Source organism: Niabella aurantiaca DSM 17617 (genome assembly GCF_000374125.1).
GTDB lineage: Bacteria > Bacteroidota > Bacteroidia > Chitinophagales > Chitinophagaceae > Niabella > Niabella aurantiaca.
Genome location: NZ_KB893646.1, coordinates 13,351 through 30,997 on the forward strand (window position 1 = coordinate 13,351; position 17,647 = coordinate 30,997).

Below are 17,647 nucleotides of genomic sequence, written 5' to 3' on the forward strand. Positions count from 1 at the left end.
TTCTTGCCTGTAAGATGCCTCTTGTAATATATAAATGGTATCAAATTGCATAATTTTGTAACATGAGAAGCAGATTTATCCTGATTTTTGGCCTGTTCCTGGCATTCAGCACCCCCATGCATGCCCAAAAGGAAGGAGTTGGGGATAAAGTGAGTGCCGTCCTGACAAAATTTGACGCTGCCATTAAACCCGACAAGGCAAAAAGAAGCAGTATCGAAACCATCTTTACAGATTTTTACACCGCGCAGGAAAAACTACGCGATAATATACAGGGATCCACGCTGGCACAGGGACTGCAGCAGGACTACCAGAGCGTCCGCAAAAAAAATGAGAATCTCTTTACGGAAAGAGACACCCAGCTGAAAAAAGTGCTGAGCGCTGACGAATATAAAAAATGGAAGGAAGACATCGAGCCTTCTATCCGGAAGAGCGGAAAAAAATAAATACCGCAGCGCTGGCAGCGTTTAGTTCACCGAAAAAAGATAAAGCCGGTCGGTATCCGGTTGGGTGTCATGATCCTGCACCACGGCTACCTCCTTTTCATCCTCTGCCCAAACGACCGAATGAATTTCCTTTTTTGCTATCGGCAACGGCGTTTTTGAAAAATCGCTGATGCGTAGCACAAAGGCTTCATGATCACTATTAATATAGAATAAAAAATTTCCTGCAGGGCTTAACCATGCCTTGGTAAACTCAAAATCAATGGGTTTCCTGGAGATCATGTTCCCGGCCTGATAGGTTACAATAAAACTGGTGTCCTCTGTCATCAAATGATTATCATCCAGGTACACGAGCCGGTTTTGAGGAAGCAGTGCAAACTTAAAATCCAGGTTGCTGTAGTGGCGGATGCCAAACCGGTGCAGCGTATCATTTCCACGCATGAGCAGGTGCGCGTATTCGTTTGCAAGCCCGGGAGCTGAATCCTGCGGACTGTAAACCGTAAATGCATAATGATCGCCCTGGCCATATACTTCCCCCATCAGGTCATACAGCCGGTGCTGGATCCGGGCACCCCGCAGCAGCTCGTCCTTTTTGGTCAGCAGGTTATACCGGTGAAACGAAATACCTGCGGCATAGGGGCCGTTTACGGCATCACCGGTTTTATAAATGATCCGTGCAGAATCTGTAAATACAGGATCCATCAAAAAGCCACGGGGGGCTGCAACGGCTGTGACGGCCCTTTTGGAGTTGAATTCAAAAATACGGATATCGTTTCCCTTAAGCGCCCCGGCAACGATCTTTGCGCTGCCCAGCGGGCTTTTCTGGTGTGCATAGACCACCCGGCGGCTATTGGGCGAAAACCGGGGCGCCCACCCGTAATCCAGCAGGCTCAGACGGCGGCTCTTTAAATCATAATGGGCAATCACCGGATCCAACAGGCGGCTGGCACCGGGTCCCAGCTCAAAAAAACGCTCTACCCCTTTCTCTTCCACGGTGCCGGTGCTCGACGCGGAGTCTTTACCGCGCAGCCGTTTTACAAAAACGAGCTGATCGCCTTTCTGATTTATGGAAACACCCTGGATGATATGCCCTTTCTGGAACCACTCCAGCTGGCGTTGAACCTTTGGTATTTGCGCAATCGCCCCTCCTGCAAAAAGAAGAGCGAAGAACGTTGTAATCAATTTCATCAATGCTGAATCCTTTTAATTGCAATCGTATTGTAAATGATCTGTCAACAATAAGACGCCCGTATGGCTGTTTTGTTGCTTTACCGGGGATTATTTAACTTTTTTTAGCAAATATGGGGCCATGCGCGGCTGCCGGAATGCGCGCAACGCTTTTTGACCCCGCCAGCAATAATTCCCCATAGAGGGTGCCGGCAGTATGCGCACTGTTATGATATCCGTAGCATTTCCTGCTCCTGTAACGCCAGTTCATAGCTGATCACCCGAACAACCCCGTCTTCATTATTGTCAAAATCCGTTGTAAACGCAGCGGCAGCAATGATGCCCGGGTGCGCGTTCTTCATAGCATAGCTATATCTGGCTACTTTCATCATCTCGAGGTCGTTCAGATAGTCGCCAAACACCATGGTTTCGGCATAGCCGATCCCCAGTTGCTGCTGTACCAGTTTCACACCAACGCCTTTATTGGCGTTTAAGGCTGTAAAATCGAGCCAGCGTTCGCCTGCAACCGCCACTTTGCAGGAGGCTTCAAATTGTTTAAAATGGGGATAGCTGTTGGTTTCGGCATCGACCAGGTCGCACAGCGATACTTTCAAAATGGGCTCCGTCACCGCTGTAAGGTCATCAACGATCTCATAATGCTGGTAATACTGCAAAGCCTGCTTTAACAGTGCCTCTTGCGTGTTTTCCATATATGCTTTATCCTTGCCGCAAAGTACGGGATACACTTTATCCAGGGGCCTTGCCTTGCGCACAATAGAAAAAACGGTCTCCGGCTCCATCATTTCCACCAGCAATTCCTGCCCGCGATAGGTCACGTAGCTTCCATTGTCTGACAAAAAATAAGTATGCCCTTTTATAGGTTCAAACAGCGCCACCAGGTTATGGTGAGGCCGGCCGCTGGCGATGCCCAGCACAATATTTTGCTGTACCAGCTGTTTTTCAAGTTCCCAGAACTTTTTGGGAAGTTCTTTTTTATCATTTAATAGAGAGCCGTCCAGGTCTGTAACGATAAGTCTGATCATAAAATGCTGCAAAGGTAACACATCCTCCTGCGGGGAACTTAAAATATCCAATGTAAAATGTTAAATCAGTAGCTGTTGTATGGCGTTGAGGTACAAGGCTACGTTGGAAACCGGCCCGGTGGTGAATCAAAAAGACAAAATGTAAAAAATCCCTCCTGTAACGGGTTCTTATCCCGGATTACAATCCCCCACTTCAGCATTTACATTCCCCTGCAGAGGATCTTACCAAATCCTGATCCGGTTCTCCGGCTTTTATACAATTTATCTCCCGGCTTTACATCAAATGCCTTGTACCATGCATCTATATTTACCAGTGGACCTTTTTATAAAATAAATACTCCTCAGAAGCTGTTTAAAAATAATATTTTGGTCCCCCTTATAAGTGCCATCCGGCGCGTCGCTATCGTTAAAGCCGCGCTTTAGCACGGCTTTAACGAAGCTGTAATTTCATAAGTGCCATCGGCACGGATCATTATGCCCCGAGCCTATGGCTCTCTGTTGTTCTTTTGGACTTATAAACGGGTTGAAACCCGTTCTTGCCGGATCTTCCGAGGCCATGCCTCTTTTGCTAACATGATCGTTGAACCCCGCTTTTTACAGATGACGGCTACAGCGAAGCCCCAAGTAGAGACGATAAAAAGCGGGTACCTTTTAATGGTTATACGGATGCTCCCGGATCGTTTTTAAACAGTTTCTAAGAAGCTGTTTAAAATGTGCATTTTATTGTGCATAACCGGTTCAAAACATGTTTTCCCCATGAACAACCCTCTTTTTTGGTGCATAACACTGTTTATAACCACTGCAAAACAACCGGCCAAAAAATTTGGAAATGGCTGTTTCCGGATCGTATCTTCAAATTGCAATTGATGAGAACAATTAATTTATTAAGGGTTTTATCAAACGCACTGACAGATTCTTTGACATCCTGGTTTTAGCGTACCGTAATCCGCCGGGCAGCAATGCAGGGCGGGGAGCATGCCTGGAGCCGGAAATCAGAAATCGTCTTCGCTTAATAAAGCATGGACGGGTGCCCTTATGCAAAGGCTGAACAGCAGAAATGCCGCAAGGTATGGAGGCGTTTAACCCGAGGTAAGTGCAAAGCCCGCCCGGAATTTTAAGCAAAAAACAGCGGAAGCCTTGCCGGTTGCCGGGGTCCGGACGTTTTAGCTGTGTGGTCTGTAAAAGGAGCGCACAACTGTTACAAGGTTCCTGACAGCAACAAAGCAGAAGCTATTAAAAAAGCATCGGGTTAGTAAGTGATAGACCGGGAAACCGGTTTTGAAACAAAGCACGATGCTTTTTTTATTTAGAGCTGCCCATCTGTTATGGTTTTAGAAACTTAACAGGTGGGCAGCTCTATTCTTTATCGGCCAGCTCGCTCACCATTTCTGCCACCAGGGCCGACCAGCCGGTTTGATGGCTGGCACCCAATCCACGACCCGAATCTCCATTGAAATACTCATAAAACAGGATCAGATCCTGGTTTTCCGGCTGGTTAAAAAACCAGTTGTATTCCCCGTAAATGGGGCGGCTGCCGCCGGCATCTTTTTGAAACAGGCTGATCACCCTTTTAGAGAGCTCGGTAGAAATGTTGAACAGGTTCATTTCGTTACCGGAGCCCGTCGGGTATTCCATCAGGAAGGAATCATGATAAAATTTACCCAATCTTCTGATCGACTGGATGATGATAAAATTAATGGGGATCCATACCGGCCCTCGCCAATTGGAGTTGCCGCCAAACATATCCGATGTCGAATCACCCGGATCATACCGGATGGAATGCACTTCTCCATTAATGGTAACCGAGTAAGGATTGGCTTCGTGGTACTTTGACAACGCCCGGATGCCCCCATCGGATAAAAATTCGCTTTCATCCAGCAAACGGGTCAGCAGGGCCTTCAGCCGGTCGCGCTGCACCAGCGACATGAGCATTTCCTCCCCGTCTCCTTTTTCTTCATTCGGCCAGAACAGGTCATTCTTTAACCGGTAATTTTTGAACCAGTCGAACCGTTTTTTGAAGTCGGGCAACCGATCAAAAATATCCCGGCTCATGATATTCACCGCATACAGGGAGGTCAGCCCCACAATGGAGCGGATCTTCAACGGCTGGGGCGGGGCATCCCGCATACACAGCACATCATAAAAGAACTGGTCCTCCTCGTTCCAGAGCACATGATCATTCAGCGCTTCAGCGATCAGCACAAAATGCTCAAAGAATTTGGTCACCATATCCTCAAAGGAAGGGTCCACCGCGGCGATCTCCAATGCAATATCCATCATATTCAGGGCATAAATACCCATCCAGCTGGTTCCATCGGCCTGTTCCAGCTGGATCTCTCCTTTATCATGATAGCTGCGGTTAAAGACCCCGATATTATCCAGCCCCAGGAACCCGCCTTCAAAAATATTATCTCCCTTCAGGTCCTTCCGGTTGATCCACCAGGTAAAATTGATGGTGAGCTTGTTAAATACCTTTTTCAGGAAATCAATATCGCCCTTTCCGCTCATCTTTTTTTCAACTTCGTAGATCTCCATTGCGGCCCAGGCCTGCACCGGAGGATTTACGTCGCTGAAATTCCACTCGTAGGAAGGCAGCTGCCCGTCCGGTTTCATGAACCACTCCCGCATCAGGAGGAGCAGCTGGTTCTTTGCAAAAACCGGGTCTACCACGGCCATGGAAATACACTGGAAGGACTGATCCCAGGCGGCGTACCAGGGATATTCCCATTTATCGGGCATAGAAATAATGTCCTGGTTCTTCAGGTGCGTCCATTCACTGTTACGCCCGGTCAGCCGCGAAGGAACGATGGGGGTAATGCCGTCCGATACACTCAGCCAGCGCTCTACATCATAATGATAGTACTGCTTGCTCCATAGCAACCCTGCAAGGGCCTGCCGCTGCACACGCGCCATATTGGGATCAATACCCTTTCGAAAAATGGTCTTATAAAATGCATCTGCCTCCTTTTTCCGTTTTTCAAACAGCTGCAAAAAATGATCGTCAAAGGGGTTTTCTGACGGCTGGTTGGTAAGCCTGCAGTAGATCGAGACCGTTTCTCCTGCATTTACACTGCGTTTATATACCGGCGCAAAACGGGTACCATGCTTCCGGTTGCGCAATGCTTCGGTATTTTCCCCCTCGATGACCGCGTCATGAAAAGCATCCTTTACAAAAATGCTGGCATTGGGACGGTCAAAAAGTTTTTCAAAATTGGTCTCATTATCGGTAAACAGCGCATCATCCGCACCCTGGAAATAAAAATAATAGTCCCCGATGCGATGGTGCCGCGCCAGCACGGCATGATCATTTACCAGTGAGATATCCGGAACCGCCGGGTTGGATCCGTGCGACCAGCGGTTATAAAACCAGAGCAGGGGCAGCACGGTTACCGGTGCCGGCTCCTGGTAAAGATTGGTGATATTGATCCGGATCGCTATATCAGTGCTGCTTTCCTTTGCATAGGTAATATGCACATTAAAATATTGGCGGTTGTTGAAGATGCCGGTATCCAGCAGCTCATACTCCGTCTCGTTTTTACCACGGGTACGGTTCTGCTCCCGGAGCTGATCATAAGGGAATGCCTGCTGCGGGTATTTATACAGGTATTCCATATAATAATGAGTGGGTAAATTATCCAGGTAGAAATACAGCTCCTTTACGTCTTCCCCGTGATTGCCTTCATGATTTCCCAGGCCAAACAGCCGCTCTTTTAAGATCTTATCCTTTCCATTCCACAAGGCTACCGAAAAACAGAGATTCTGAAAATAATCGGAAATGCCCGCAAGCCCATCCTCACCCCAGAGATAGGCCCGGCTATGGGCATGATCAAACGGAAAATAATTCCAGGTATCGCCGTTCTGGCTATAATCTTCCCGTACGGTACCCCACTGGCGTTCACTGATATAAGGTCCCCACTGCTCCAGCGGGATTGGTTTTTTTGCGTTTGCTGCAAGACGTTTATGCTCTTCTGTCATCAATGGTCACTTTAAATAAAAGCCTCCATACTTGTAATATGGAGGCTGCAAAAATATCCTTTTTAAAATTAACGGGTCGCCGGGAGCTACTCAGTAGTTCCGGTACACATTGTACAAAACTTTTTTATCATAATCGGTCAACATCGGTGTGTTATCGTTCTGAATATAATGCAGTTTGAACGCCTGGATGGCCGTTGCCTGGTTGCGGGTATCATACCCGATAACGCGCAGCGCGAGAATGGCATTAAAATCTGCGGGCGGTTCCGCCAGGTTTGAAGAATCGTACCAATACCCGAAACCTGCATCTGCAAGCCGCTTCCAGGGAAAGTATTTGCTGGGGTCATTCTTCCGGCTGGGGGCGATGTCTGAATGTCCTATAAAATTAGCCTGCGGAATACCGAACTTGTCCTTCAGATAGTCCAGCAGTTTGATCAGGGAGTTCATCTGCGCGTCGGAAAAGGGTTCTGTGCCGTTATTGTCGATCTCGATACCAATGCTGCAGGAGTTCATATCGGTGATCGCGCCCCATTTGCTTCTTCCTGCATGCCAGGCGCGCATATATTCGTTCAGCATTTGATAGGTAACACCATCTCTGCCTACTACATAATGTGCACTCACACTGGTGCGTGAAATAGAGAAGGTAAACAGGGTTTGCTCTGCGCTGGTTTGCGCCGTATGATGCAGGATCACAAAGTTGGGTTTCCGGGCATCAAAATTCACGGTAGTGTACCAGGCCGAATTAACAGCCGGGTTCTTTGGATCGGGCACCACCGCCATTTCCTTAAAGAGGTTCTCTGTTGTTTTGTAGTAACTGGGTTTAGCGGCAACGCGCTGGATGCTGTCTGTAATATTTTTATAGTACGCCGGAGAACGATAGGTTGCAGGAGCAGTGGCGGTGTTCTCCGTTTCAGGCTCATCCCTTCGCTCTATTTTTGTATTTACGGTCGGCCGTACCTCCCGCGGTTTTCTTTTTGTGATCTGCTCCGGTCTTGTAAACGTGGTTTGATCGGGGTGCTTACCGGCATCCGGGTTTGCCGGTCTCTGGTTAGCGGGTGGCGATGTTCGGGACAGTACATTCCTTCGGGCAGGTTGCGAAGTGCCACATGCATACAGCACCACCATCAACAACGCCATTCTAAATAATGCTTTGCTGCTCAACATTTCTGATCTTTTCGTTCAATGAATCTGTATAAATAATGCCGTTTCCTCATGTGAAAGTAACGAAAATCCTCGTAAAACGGCTGCTCCTTCTCAAAATTGTGCATTCGAACAAATTATTTTATGATTTTGTTAATGCAGTATTATCTTTAGAAAAAAAAGTTTATGGCTGCAAGATTTGGTATGATCGGACTGGGTACAATGGGGCGCAACCTGGTGTTAAACATTGCGGATCATGGTTTTGAAGTTTGCGGTTACGACCGTGATGAAAACCAGCGGAAAATAACAGAGGAAGCAGGAAAAGGAAAGCCGGTTTCAACAGCCGCTTCTTCCTCCGAGCTGATCGCAAAGCTGGAAACACCCCGCATCATCATGCTGTTGGTGCCGGCCGGTAAGATCGTGGATGCCGTGATTGGTGAGCTGGTGCTGCTGTTGCAAAAAGGCGATATCCTGATCGATGGAGGAAATTCTCATTTTGTGGATACAGAAAGAAGGTACCAGGAACTGCAGCACTCCGGGATCCATTTTATCGGGATGGGCGTTTCGGGGGGCGAGGACGGCGCCCGTTTTGGTCCCAGCATGATGCCGGGTGGAAACCGGGAAAGTTATGAGCTGGTACGCGATATCCTGGAGGCGATCGCCGCCAAAGTGAATGATGAGCCCTGTGTGGCCTATATGGGACATACTGCTGCAGGGCATTATGTAAAAATGGTGCACAATGGCATCGAATATGCCATCATGCAAATGATCAGCGAGGTATATGGCCTGCTCAAAAATGAAGGCATGACCAATGCACAGTTTGCCGATCTGTTTGAAGAATGGAACCAGGGAGAATTGCAATCCTTTCTGATTGAAATCACTGCTGCGATCTTCCGGGAAAAAGACCCGGAAACGGGTAAAGACCTGCTGGACCTGATCCTCGATAAGGCCAAGCAAAAAGGCACCGGCCTGTGGACCTCGGAAAGCTCGCTGGAGCTGAATGTTCCCCTGCCAACCATTGATATTGCCGTGTCCATGCGCTACCTGTCGTCGCTTAAAGATGAACGGACGGCGTTCGCAACACTCTATGATCATCAGCAGCAAAAAACCAGTATCGACCTGAAGGAGCTGAAAACGATTTGTCGCGATGCTTTGCATTTTTCCTTCATGCTGGCCTACGCCCAGGGGCTGGAGCTGCTGCAGGTAGCCTCCGCCGCCTATCATTATGAGATCGATATTAAGACAGTGGTAAAAGTATGGCGAGGCGGATGCATCATCCGCTCGATATTATTGCAGGATCTGTTCAACGCTTACGACAAAGAACCGGCTCTTTCCAATATTATCGGCTCTTTGCAATTCGCCGGCATACTGAAGGAAAAGCGCCGGGCAATGGTGCAATTCCTGAAGACCGCTATGGATGCAGGGGTTGCCGCCGCATGCATCTCATCCGTACTGAATTATTTTGATGCCTACACCACGGCGCGCCTGCCGGCCAACCTGATTCAGGCGCAGCGCGATCTGTTTGGAGCACATACCTACGAGCGCATCGACAAACCGGGTAGTTTTCATACAGACTGGCCATATACACCGGCAGAGGCGCAGTAGTGTTTGTGCCATGAAGGCTCATTATACCCCGGGCCCATGGCCCTCTGTTGTTCTTTTGGACTTATAAACAGGTTGAAACCCGTTCTTGCCGGATCTTTCGGGGCCATGCCTCTTTTGCCAAAATGATGGTTGAACCCCGCTTTTTACAGATGACAGCTACAGCGAAGCCCCAAGTAGAGACGATAAAAAGCTGGTACCTTTTAATGGTTATACGGATGCTCCCGGATCGTTTTTAAACAGCTTCTAAGACCTATCCCCTCCTTTGTGACTTTGGGTCTTTGTGGCTCTGTATTCCTTTTAAACATTCCTTTGCGTAACTTAGTGCCTTCGCGTATTGTGGCGTAAAAAATTAAATCGTTCATATGAGTTTTAAACAAACACCTGCCAATATTGTGATCTTTGGCGGTTTTGGAGATCTTTCCTGGAGAAAACTGATCCCTGCATTTTACAACCTGTTTATTTACGGCTATATGCCGGAGGAGTTTGCGATCTATGCCGTGCATTACCAGGGCATGCCGGAAGATTCCTTTGAAAAGCACATGCTGGAAGGTGTCAATAATTTTTCAAGAAGCGGCAAGGCCAATCCCGAACAATGGAATGCGTTTATTAAAAAGCTCTATTTTTTCCAAGGCGATTTTACGCTGGATGATACCTATACCCGGTTGAAGACGATCCTGAATAAAAACGATAAGGACTGGAAAAAGCGCGCCACACGCCTGTTCTATTATTCCGTGGCACCGATGTTCATTGATCCTATTTCCAAATCCATCTCTAAATACAAACTGGCTCCGCAGCCCAACAAAGATCGTATTGTGGTGGAGAAACCTTTTGGAACGGATCTCACATCTGCAAAGGCGCTGAACAAACTGCTCAAAGATAATTTTGAAGAAACCCAGATTTACCGCATCGACCATTACCTGGGTAAGGAAGTGGTGCAAAACCTGTTGGCCTTCCGCTTTGCCAATTATATTTTTGAACCTTTATGGAACCGCAATTTCATCGAAAACATACAGATCACGGTAACTGAACAGGTAAGCGTGGGCACCCGCGGCAGCTATTATGATAAGAGCGGCGCCTTGCGCGATATGATCCAAAACCACCTGATGCAACTGCTTTCCGTGGTAGGCATGGATTGTCCCAAAGGCAACGACGCAGAAGCCATCCGCAATGAAAAAGTAAAAGTATTGAAAAACGTGCGGCCTTTTACCGCCGCCACAGTGGCATCGGATGTGGTGCGGGCGCAATATACCGCGGGTGAGATCGACGGAAAAAAACAACAGGGTTACCTGCAGGAGACGGCTATTGCCCGGAACTCAGCAACGGAAACCTATGTGGCAGCCAAACTTTATATTGACAATGACCGCTGGAAGGGCGTTCCGTTTTACCTGCGCACAGGCAAATGTTTACAGAAGCAGTCATCCCTTATTGTGATCACCTTTAAAGATTCGCCCTTTAAAATATTTAAAGACGATGTTACCCCCAACCAGCTCATCATCAGCATACAGCCGGAGCAGGAGATCACCTTGCTGTTTGAAGGAAAAGTGCCCGGACCGGTGATGAAGCTGAAGCCGGTGGAAATGGACTTTACCTATTACGAATCCTTTACGGAACAACCACCGGAAGCGTATGAAACACTTTTACTGGATGCACTGGAAGGGGATGCTACCCAGTTTATGCGGGCCGACCAGGTAGAAACTGCCTGGAACCTCGTAATGCCCATTTTACAGGAATGGGAAAAGAACGGGAAAACCGGGCTGGAAAAATACCCTGCAGGAAGCTGGGGACCTAAAAAGGCAGAACAGCTGATCAAAAAAGACGGCTTTCACTGGGTGCTGCTGCCGCCACCGAATGGCAGAGACCGCTATATTTGCAAAGAACGCAGAAAAGAAATTAAATCATGAGCAACCCGATTCAACTTGTTTGGAAAGATAAAGAAGCGCTGAGCCTTGCCTCCGCTTATCATTTTGTTACCGCAGCTGCTAAAAGCATTGCAGCCAATGGCCGTTTTACCGTGGCTTTTTCCGGCGGCAGTACGCCGAAGAGATTGTTTGAACTACTGGCCACGCCCGCTTTTAACCATAATATCGATTGGAAAAAGGTATTTGTCTTTTGGAGCGATGAACGCTTTGTGCCACATACCAGCGATGAAAGCAATTATAAAATGAGCAGAACGGCCCTGTTGGATCATATCAGGATCCCCAGGAAAAATATTTTTGTCACCCCCACAAAGGGCGAACCCGCAACCTGTGCAAAGGAATACGAAGCCAGTGTAAAAGCCGTCCTTGGAAGAAATGCACAGTTTGACCTGACCCTTTTGGGCATGGGCGACGACGGGCATACGGCTTCCCTGTTTCCCGGCACAATGATCTTAACCGAAACAAAACGGTTGGTAAAGGAAGTATGGGTAGAAAGCAAGCAGACCTGGCGCATCAGCTTTACCTATACACTGATCAATAAAAGCAAAGAAGTAATGCTGCTGGTGGGCGATGCGAATAAGTATCCCATATTGAAAAAGATCTTTGCAAAGAACGCCAAACATCTTTATCCCGTACAGGGCGTGGCCCCGCAAAAAGGGCAGGCCATCTGGATGCTGGATGAGGCGGCAGTTACGGGAAAATAATATCGATCCTAGACGTCATTTCTTATTTCAGCAAAAAATAAGCGATAATGAACCGGAAAAACCTTTTGATCTTGTTATTTCTCCAGGTCTATTTATTGACGGGAATAACACTGGTTGCCCAAAACAGCGGTGCATCAAAAAGCAACGAACAAAAACCAGCTACAAACGAGCCTTTATATTATAGTCCGGGCGGTACTTACAGCGATTGGTACTTCCCTTCCGGCGACGATTATACCAGCCTCGAATGGACCTTTGTACCGGTTGCAGATCCGCCACCCAGCCTGGCAAAGCAAGGACTATTACACTACTACGCCTATAATTTTTCGCTGGCAAATGCAACCAGTAACATCGGGAGCGGCTATGCGGGCTTTCAGACAAATGGTATTTTTAAAAATTCGTTCCAGGGCAAAGTGATCAACTTTTCCATCTGGGGCTCCAATGGCGGAAGGTCAAAAGGAATGTTAAACGCAGTCAACGAAGAAAGCGGCGGTTATCAGATCATGTATAAATACAATTGGGTACCGGGGCAGCAATACCGGTTTGAGCTAAAGCAGGGGCCCAGCGGGGAGGATAGTCTTGGCAAATGGTGGGGGCTGTGGGTAACCAATAAAAGCACAGAAGTGAAAGACTTTATCGGCGAGCAGCGGGTGCCATCGACTATAAATGGCAAAAGCGCTGTAAAATGGAAGGCGCATACTTCTATGTTTGGTGAAGACCTGCATTGGTGGCAGTCTTTAAATGGTCATACAAAGTATAAGGACCAGTCCAGCTTTCAGCCCTCTGCTATGGCTGCTGTGGATATTACTGCAAACGGAGGCACAGTAAAGCCGGTCAGATTTTTTAACCTGATCAATTCAGGGAAACCTGTAACAGGAAGCAATGGCTTTAAATCTGTAAATTCCAAGGTGTCTATTTACCGGGACACTATGTTCAACGTACAACATAATTTAGGCTATTGGGCTTCCCCGGCACCCAATTACCTTAAGAAATAAGCAGCGCATAGTTGTTTTGTGTGCTGCCGGTACCACAAACAAAAGCTGCGGCCGCCGCACCCTTGCGCCGCTGCGTGAGATCGGACGAATACAACAGACAACACAAGATCTGGAGGAGCTAAAACCCGAACCATCCTCCTTTTTCAACTCCTACATACCAGCCATCCTCCCGCTCTTCCACCGGGTAGGTCTTTAAAAAGTAGCCTTCGCCGGTGGTATTCCGGCCCGTCTCCAAATTGAATTTGTACCGGTGCACCGGGCAAACAATGTCGCCCTGAACATTTACATAGCCCTGCGCCAGCGGAGCCGCCGCGTGGGGGCATTTGGCCGCACAGGCAAAAAGCCGGTCTTTAAACCGCGCAATGCACAAATGCCTCCCCTTTACTTTTATCTCTGCAAGGTTCTCTTCATTAAAGTCCAGTTCATTCGGATGTACGGCAAGCAAGTGCCACTCCAGTTCTTTGCTCATTGTTCAAATGATTTCAGCATCAAAAATCAGTAATTTTTTCTTTTCAGGGGATGTTATACTCTTTTACCTGTTGCATTATCGATCATAACAGGAGATCTTGCAACAAAATGGTTACAAGATTGTGAGTTACAATATTTTTTGTAGCTGAACTATTTGTACCCCATGGGATGGCAGCAGTCTTGCCTGCCCGCTCGTTCTTCAGGCAGGCGTCGCACATTTCGGCATTCAATAGGGATTAGCCGGTTGCGTTAAAGGGACTGGGAGACGGGGTTTCGTTTAAAATATGCTTTCAGGAAGCATGCCAGCACTACGGTTACCGAGGTAAAGCTATGGGCCATCCGGATGACCCGGCCAGACGGGTTTAATCTTTTTACAAAGGCCATCGGTCTGGATCATTCTTTTGAACTCCGGAATTTATTCCGGAAGCCAGAACATGCTACGGAGCACAGGAGTGCCATAGGCACGGAACATGGGGCGTGCACTCCTATGTTGCCGAAAATGATATTGATAAATATCTGATAAGATGGAACCTCGAGGAGGAGGAGGATAGCACAAAGGCATACCCCACAGATGAATTCGCCAGAGAGGGCTGGCAACTGCTGGATTTTATGGATAAGCTGAAACTGCCGCATTCCTTTAACGACTATGGAGCGCCCAATGGTTATGCCTATAAACTATTTACGAATCGGTTTACGCCCGCACCTCAACCAGCATTTAATCCAAAGAATAAAAACAGGAAGCCCTGGTGGAAATTTTGGTAAAATAAAGAAGCATCCATATTGACTGTATCCCCATCTATATATACTTGAAAAATGAAGTCTGAACTACGTTCCGGCTCTCAGAAGCTGTTTAAAAATAATATTTTGGTTCCCCTTATAAGCGCCATCCGGCGCGTCGTTGTCGTTAAAGCCGCGCTTTAGCACGGCTTTAACGAAGCTGTAATTTCATAAGTGCCGTCGGCACGGATCATTATGCCCCGAGCCTATAGCTCTCTGTTGTTCTTTTGGACTTATAAACGGGTTGAAACCCGTTCTTGCCGGATCTTTCGAGGCCATGCCTCTTTTGCTAACATGATCGTTGAACCCCGCTTTTTACAGATGGCGGCTACAGCAAAGCCCAAAGTAGCGGCGATAAAAAACCCGTACCTTTTTTGTGACGATAAGGATGCTCCTGGATCGCTTTTAAACAGCTTCTTAGAGAATAAAACCAGGTAATAAGGTTATACAGGCCGGATACCTGCGATACGCTCCGCCTATTGGGCACTCGCATGCCACTCGATGATAATTTTATACCCGCACTTTGCACTATTTACCAAGTGGAGCCTCGGCAAACCGGGGCAACATAAAACAATCGTCACACCAAAAAATCATCATAAGAACTATGTTCCCCAAAGTAATGGTAAATAACGCCACAACAAGACCTGTCAGGTCTGTAATGCATCGAATACAAACCTAACAGGTCTCGCCTCTTTGTTCTAATAAAACATCGTCTTATACGGGTACCGCACCTGGTACAGGTCTTTAACCTTATTCAGAATGGTGGCCCGTAATCCTTCTACATTCCGCCTTTCGGTTGCAGCAATAAATACGGCATTCCCGCCGGTTTCATGGTTCCACCGGTCATACAGGTCCTGCAGGATCTCTTTTTTGGTATCTTCACCCAGCCACTCATCAAAGGTCAGCTGTTCATACAGGTCCATTTTATTAAAAACGGTGATCACGGGTTTGTCAAACGCCTTCAGCTCCTGCAGGGTTTTGTTCACGACCCCCATCTGGTCTTCATATTGCGGATGGGAGATGTCAATAACGTGGATCAGTATATCCGCCTCTCGTACTTCATCCAGCGTGCTTTTAAAACTCTCGATCAAATGATGTGGCAGCTTGCGGATGAACCCAACAGTATCGCTGAGCAGGAAGGGGGTGTTCTCAAACACCACTTTACTGGTGGTGGTATCCAGGGTAGCGAACAGCTTATTCTCAGCAAACACATCGCGCTTGCTCAGCAGGTTCATAATGGTGCTCTTTCCCACGTTGGTATAACCGACCAGCGCCACGCGGATGAACTCCCCGCGATTCTTGCGCTGGGTAGCCGACTGTTTGTCGATTTCTTTCAGGCGGTTCCGCAGCAAGGAGATCTTTTCACGCACAATACGGCGGTCAGTTTCGATCTCCGTTTCCCCCGGTCCCCTTGTTCCGATACCGCCTCCCAGGCGCTCCAGGTGTTTCCACATCCCGCGCAGGCGGGGTAAAATGTATTGATATTGCGCCAGCTCAACCTGGGCCTTGGCTTCTGCCGTTTTTGCCCGCCGGGCAAAGATGTCGAGGATCAGGTCCGACCGGTCGATGGTCTTTACACCCAGTACCTTTTCAATATTGTTGATCTGGGCGCCGGAAAGCTCATCATCGAAGATGGCCAGGTTTAGCTGGTGGGCAACAATATACTGGCGGATCTCCTCCAGCTTCCCTTTACCAACGAAGGTCCTGGAATCCGGATGCTGCAGCTTCTGAATGAAGCTTTTTTTTGTCTCTGCCCCGGCCGTTTCCGCCAGGAACGCCAGTTCCTCCAGGTATTCCACCACCTGCTGCTCCGTCTGGTCCTTCGTTACCACTCCAACAATGACGGCTGTTTCCGTTCCCTGTATTACATTCTTTTTATCAAGCATGAATGGGCAAAGTTAATACAAAGACCTGTAAGGTTTTTAAAAGTGAAACCGGAAGTAGTAAATAGTTAGCGGGAGATTTTCTTCCGTTCCTTTTAGGCGGCGAACAACAATTGAATAACGGCCCACAGAACGCACAGATTCTCACAGAAGTCTTAACAGATATCCATTATTCTGCAAAATCCTTAAAAAAATCGGGGATCAGGGGTCCGCGGATGTTCATGAAATCCGTAAGAAAAACAACATATGCTAAAGCTGCAGACCTACCGCTGGCTGGCAATGAGCAGGTTGAGATCGGTATAGCGGAGGTCAAAGCGCTGACTCAGGTAAAAATTGGTAAGATGTCCTTTGAACAGGTAGATCCCGTTCCGGAGATGGAGCTGATGCCAGGCAAGCCGTTCGATGCCCCCCTCTTCCCCTGCCTCTATCAAAAGCGGCGCCAGCACATTGCTGATGGCCTGGGAGGCCGTACGGGCAAAACCAGAAGGAATATTGGGCACACAATAGTGAATGACACCGTATTTTAAAAAGATCGGGCTTTCGTGCGAAGTAACTTCTGAGGTCTCAAAACAACCACCCCGGTCGATGGTTGCGTCAATAATTACCGATCCCTGGCGCATACCGCTTACCATTTCCTCGGTAACTACCAGGGGGCTCCGGCCCGATTCATTGGTGAGCGCCCCCACCGCAACCTCACAGGTCTTTAACTGTTTTGCAAGCAGCTTGGGCTCCAGCACAGAGGTCCACAGCCGGTGTCCGATGGCGTTTTCCAGCCGCTTTAAACGGGAAATATTGCTGTCGAACAATTTAACGGAAGCCCCCAGCGCCAGCGCCGCCCGCGCGGCATATTCCCCTACAATACCGGCGCCAATGATGACCACCTTGGTGGGAGCGATACCGGTAATGCCCCCCAGCAATACCCCCTTCCCATGATTCGCAGATCCCAGGTATTGAGCAGCGATCAGCATTACCGCACTGCCGGCGATCTCACTCATGCTGCGCACGATCGGATAGGAATCACTATCGTCCTTTAAATTTTCAAACGAAAGCGCCGTGATCTTTTTTTGCATCATGGCATGCAGCACCTCCCTGCGCAGTACCGAAAGATGCAGCGGGGAAATAATGATCTGGTTGTATTGCAACAGGGGCAGATCCTCTTCTACCACGGGCGCGCTTTTTACCAGGATGGGCGCCTTAAAAACATCTTCTCTTGAATAGACAATTTTGGCGCCGGCTTCGCTGTAATCTGCATCGCGGAAATGCGCGGCATCGCCGGCGTTGTGCTCCACAATCACCGAATGCCCGTTGTTGATCAGCACCGCCACCGCATCCGGTGTCAGTGAAACCCGGTTCTCCTGAAAAGCGATCTCCTTTGGAATACCAATGGTCATACCGCCGCCCTTTACGCGAATATCCAATGTTTCCTCCTGCGTTTCATAACTGAAGGAGGTGCTCACTATGGTTTTTATCTTACTCATAAAAGAAAGGGCCGGGGAAAATGACTTTCAGCAAAAGGTTTAAGTTGTATGATATGGTTCAA

General features: G+C 48.1%; 13 protein-coding genes. 6 read left to right on the forward strand and 7 right to left on the reverse strand.

Annotation, left to right across the window (positions count from 1 at the left end; translation table 11 throughout):
- Positions 1 to 62 precede the first annotated feature (62 nt).
- Entirely contained in the window at positions 63 to 443 is a 381-nt protein-coding gene (locus tag B160_RS0122890; RefSeq protein ID WP_018630281.1) for a hypothetical protein, read from the forward strand.
- Between the two features lie 21 nt (positions 444 to 464).
- On the opposite strand, the gene B160_RS0122895 is transcribed toward B160_RS0122890, so the two are convergent.
- From B160_RS0122895 to B160_RS0122920, 4 genes are all read right to left on the reverse strand, one after another.
- Positions 465 to 1,628, reverse strand: coding sequence for a hypothetical protein (locus B160_RS0122895; protein WP_018630282.1), 1,164 nt, complete (start codon positions 1,626 to 1,628; stop codon positions 465 to 467).
- A 206-nt stretch (positions 1,629 to 1,834) separates the two neighbouring features.
- Positions 1,835 to 2,650, reverse strand: coding sequence for a Cof-type HAD-IIB family hydrolase (locus B160_RS0122900; RefSeq protein WP_040680393.1), 816 nt, complete (start codon positions 2,648 to 2,650; stop codon positions 1,835 to 1,837).
- A gap of 1,356 nt (positions 2,651 to 4,006) precedes the next feature.
- Entirely contained in the window at positions 4,007 to 6,625 is a 2,619-nt protein-coding gene (locus B160_RS0122915; RefSeq protein WP_018630286.1) for an MGH1-like glycoside hydrolase domain-containing protein, read from the reverse strand.
- A 90-nt stretch (positions 6,626 to 6,715) separates the two neighbouring features.
- Positions 6,716 to 7,786, reverse strand: a complete 1,071-nt coding sequence (locus B160_RS0122920) for an N-acetylmuramoyl-L-alanine amidase (RefSeq protein WP_018630287.1) — start codon at positions 7,784 to 7,786, stop codon at positions 6,716 to 6,718.
- A gap of 162 nt (positions 7,787 to 7,948) precedes the next feature.
- On the opposite strand from B160_RS0122920, the gene gndA reads away from it, so the two are divergent.
- The 4 genes from gndA (at position 7,949) to B160_RS0122950 (ending at position 12,979) form a co-directional block, all read left to right on the forward strand.
- Positions 7,949 to 9,367 (forward strand): NADP-dependent phosphogluconate dehydrogenase, encoded by a 1,419-nt coding sequence (gene gndA, locus B160_RS0122930; RefSeq protein WP_018630289.1) that lies wholly within the window; start codon positions 7,949 to 7,951, stop codon positions 9,365 to 9,367.
- A gap of 362 nt (positions 9,368 to 9,729) precedes the next feature.
- Positions 9,730 to 11,268: a glucose-6-phosphate dehydrogenase gene (gene zwf, locus B160_RS0122940; protein ID WP_018630291.1), complete on the forward strand. Its 1,539-nt coding sequence runs from the start codon at positions 9,730 to 9,732 to the stop codon at positions 11,266 to 11,268.
- A complete protein-coding gene (gene pgl / locus B160_RS0122945) occupies positions 11,265 to 11,987 on the forward strand; it encodes a 6-phosphogluconolactonase (protein WP_018630292.1) in 723 nt (240 codons plus the stop codon). The genes zwf and pgl overlap by 4 nt, the downstream gene beginning before the upstream one ends.
- A gap of 47 nt (positions 11,988 to 12,034) precedes the next feature.
- Positions 12,035 to 12,979, forward strand: coding sequence for a hypothetical protein (locus tag B160_RS0122950; RefSeq protein ID WP_018630293.1), 945 nt, complete (start codon positions 12,035 to 12,037; stop codon positions 12,977 to 12,979).
- Between the two features lie 118 nt (positions 12,980 to 13,097).
- Here B160_RS0122950 and B160_RS0122955 read toward each other — a convergent pair whose 3' ends face one another.
- Positions 13,098 to 13,448, reverse strand: coding sequence for a Rieske (2Fe-2S) protein (locus tag B160_RS0122955; protein WP_018630294.1), 351 nt, complete (start codon positions 13,446 to 13,448; stop codon positions 13,098 to 13,100).
- Between the two features lie 476 nt (positions 13,449 to 13,924).
- Between B160_RS0122955 and B160_RS0122965 the strand changes: the two genes are divergently transcribed.
- Positions 13,925 to 14,209, forward strand: coding sequence for a hypothetical protein (locus B160_RS0122965; RefSeq protein ID WP_018630296.1), 285 nt, complete (start codon positions 13,925 to 13,927; stop codon positions 14,207 to 14,209).
- A 713-nt stretch (positions 14,210 to 14,922) separates the two neighbouring features.
- Here B160_RS0122965 and hflX read toward each other — a convergent pair.
- On the reverse strand, positions 14,923 to 16,110 hold the full coding sequence (hflX, locus tag B160_RS0122970) for a GTPase HflX (RefSeq protein ID WP_018630298.1): 1,188 nt from the start codon (positions 16,108 to 16,110) through the stop codon (positions 14,923 to 14,925).
- A 260-nt stretch (positions 16,111 to 16,370) separates the two neighbouring features.
- On the reverse strand, positions 16,371 to 17,585 hold the full coding sequence (locus tag B160_RS0122975) for an alanine dehydrogenase (protein WP_018630299.1): 1,215 nt from the start codon (positions 17,583 to 17,585) through the stop codon (positions 16,371 to 16,373).
- Between the last annotated feature and the right edge of the window lie 62 nt (positions 17,586 to 17,647).

What these genes read in the sequence shown, in the direction of transcription:
- B160_RS0122890 (WP_018630281.1), top strand. Translation starts at nt 63, where the DNA reads ATGAGAAGCAGATTTATCCTGATTTTTGGCCTGTTCCTGGCATTCAGC.
- B160_RS0122895 (WP_018630282.1), bottom strand. Translation starts at nt 1,628, where the DNA reads ATGAAATTGATTACAACGTTCTTCGCTCTTCTTTTTGCAGGAGGGGCG.
- B160_RS0122900 (WP_040680393.1), bottom strand. Translation starts at nt 2,650, where the DNA reads ATGATCAGACTTATCGTTACAGACCTGGACGGCTCTCTATTAAATGAT.
- B160_RS0122915 (WP_018630286.1), bottom strand. Translation starts at nt 6,625, where the DNA reads ATGACAGAAGAGCATAAACGTCTTGCAGCAAACGCAAAAAAACCAATC.
- B160_RS0122920 (WP_018630287.1), bottom strand. Translation starts at nt 7,786, where the DNA reads ATGTTGAGCAGCAAAGCATTATTTAGAATGGCGTTGTTGATGGTGGTG.
- gndA (WP_018630289.1), top strand. Translation starts at nt 7,949, where the DNA reads ATGGCTGCAAGATTTGGTATGATCGGACTGGGTACAATGGGGCGCAAC.
- zwf (WP_018630291.1), top strand. Translation starts at nt 9,730, where the DNA reads ATGAGTTTTAAACAAACACCTGCCAATATTGTGATCTTTGGCGGTTTT.
- pgl (WP_018630292.1), top strand. Translation starts at nt 11,265, where the DNA reads ATGAGCAACCCGATTCAACTTGTTTGGAAAGATAAAGAAGCGCTGAGC.
- B160_RS0122950 (WP_018630293.1), top strand. Translation starts at nt 12,035, where the DNA reads ATGAACCGGAAAAACCTTTTGATCTTGTTATTTCTCCAGGTCTATTTA.
- B160_RS0122955 (WP_018630294.1), bottom strand. Translation starts at nt 13,448, where the DNA reads ATGAGCAAAGAACTGGAGTGGCACTTGCTTGCCGTACATCCGAATGAA.
- hflX (WP_018630298.1), bottom strand. Translation starts at nt 16,110, where the DNA reads ATGCTTGATAAAAAGAATGTAATACAGGGAACGGAAACAGCCGTCATT.
- B160_RS0122975 (WP_018630299.1), bottom strand. Translation starts at nt 17,585, where the DNA reads ATGAGTAAGATAAAAACCATAGTGAGCACCTCCTTCAGTTATGAAACG.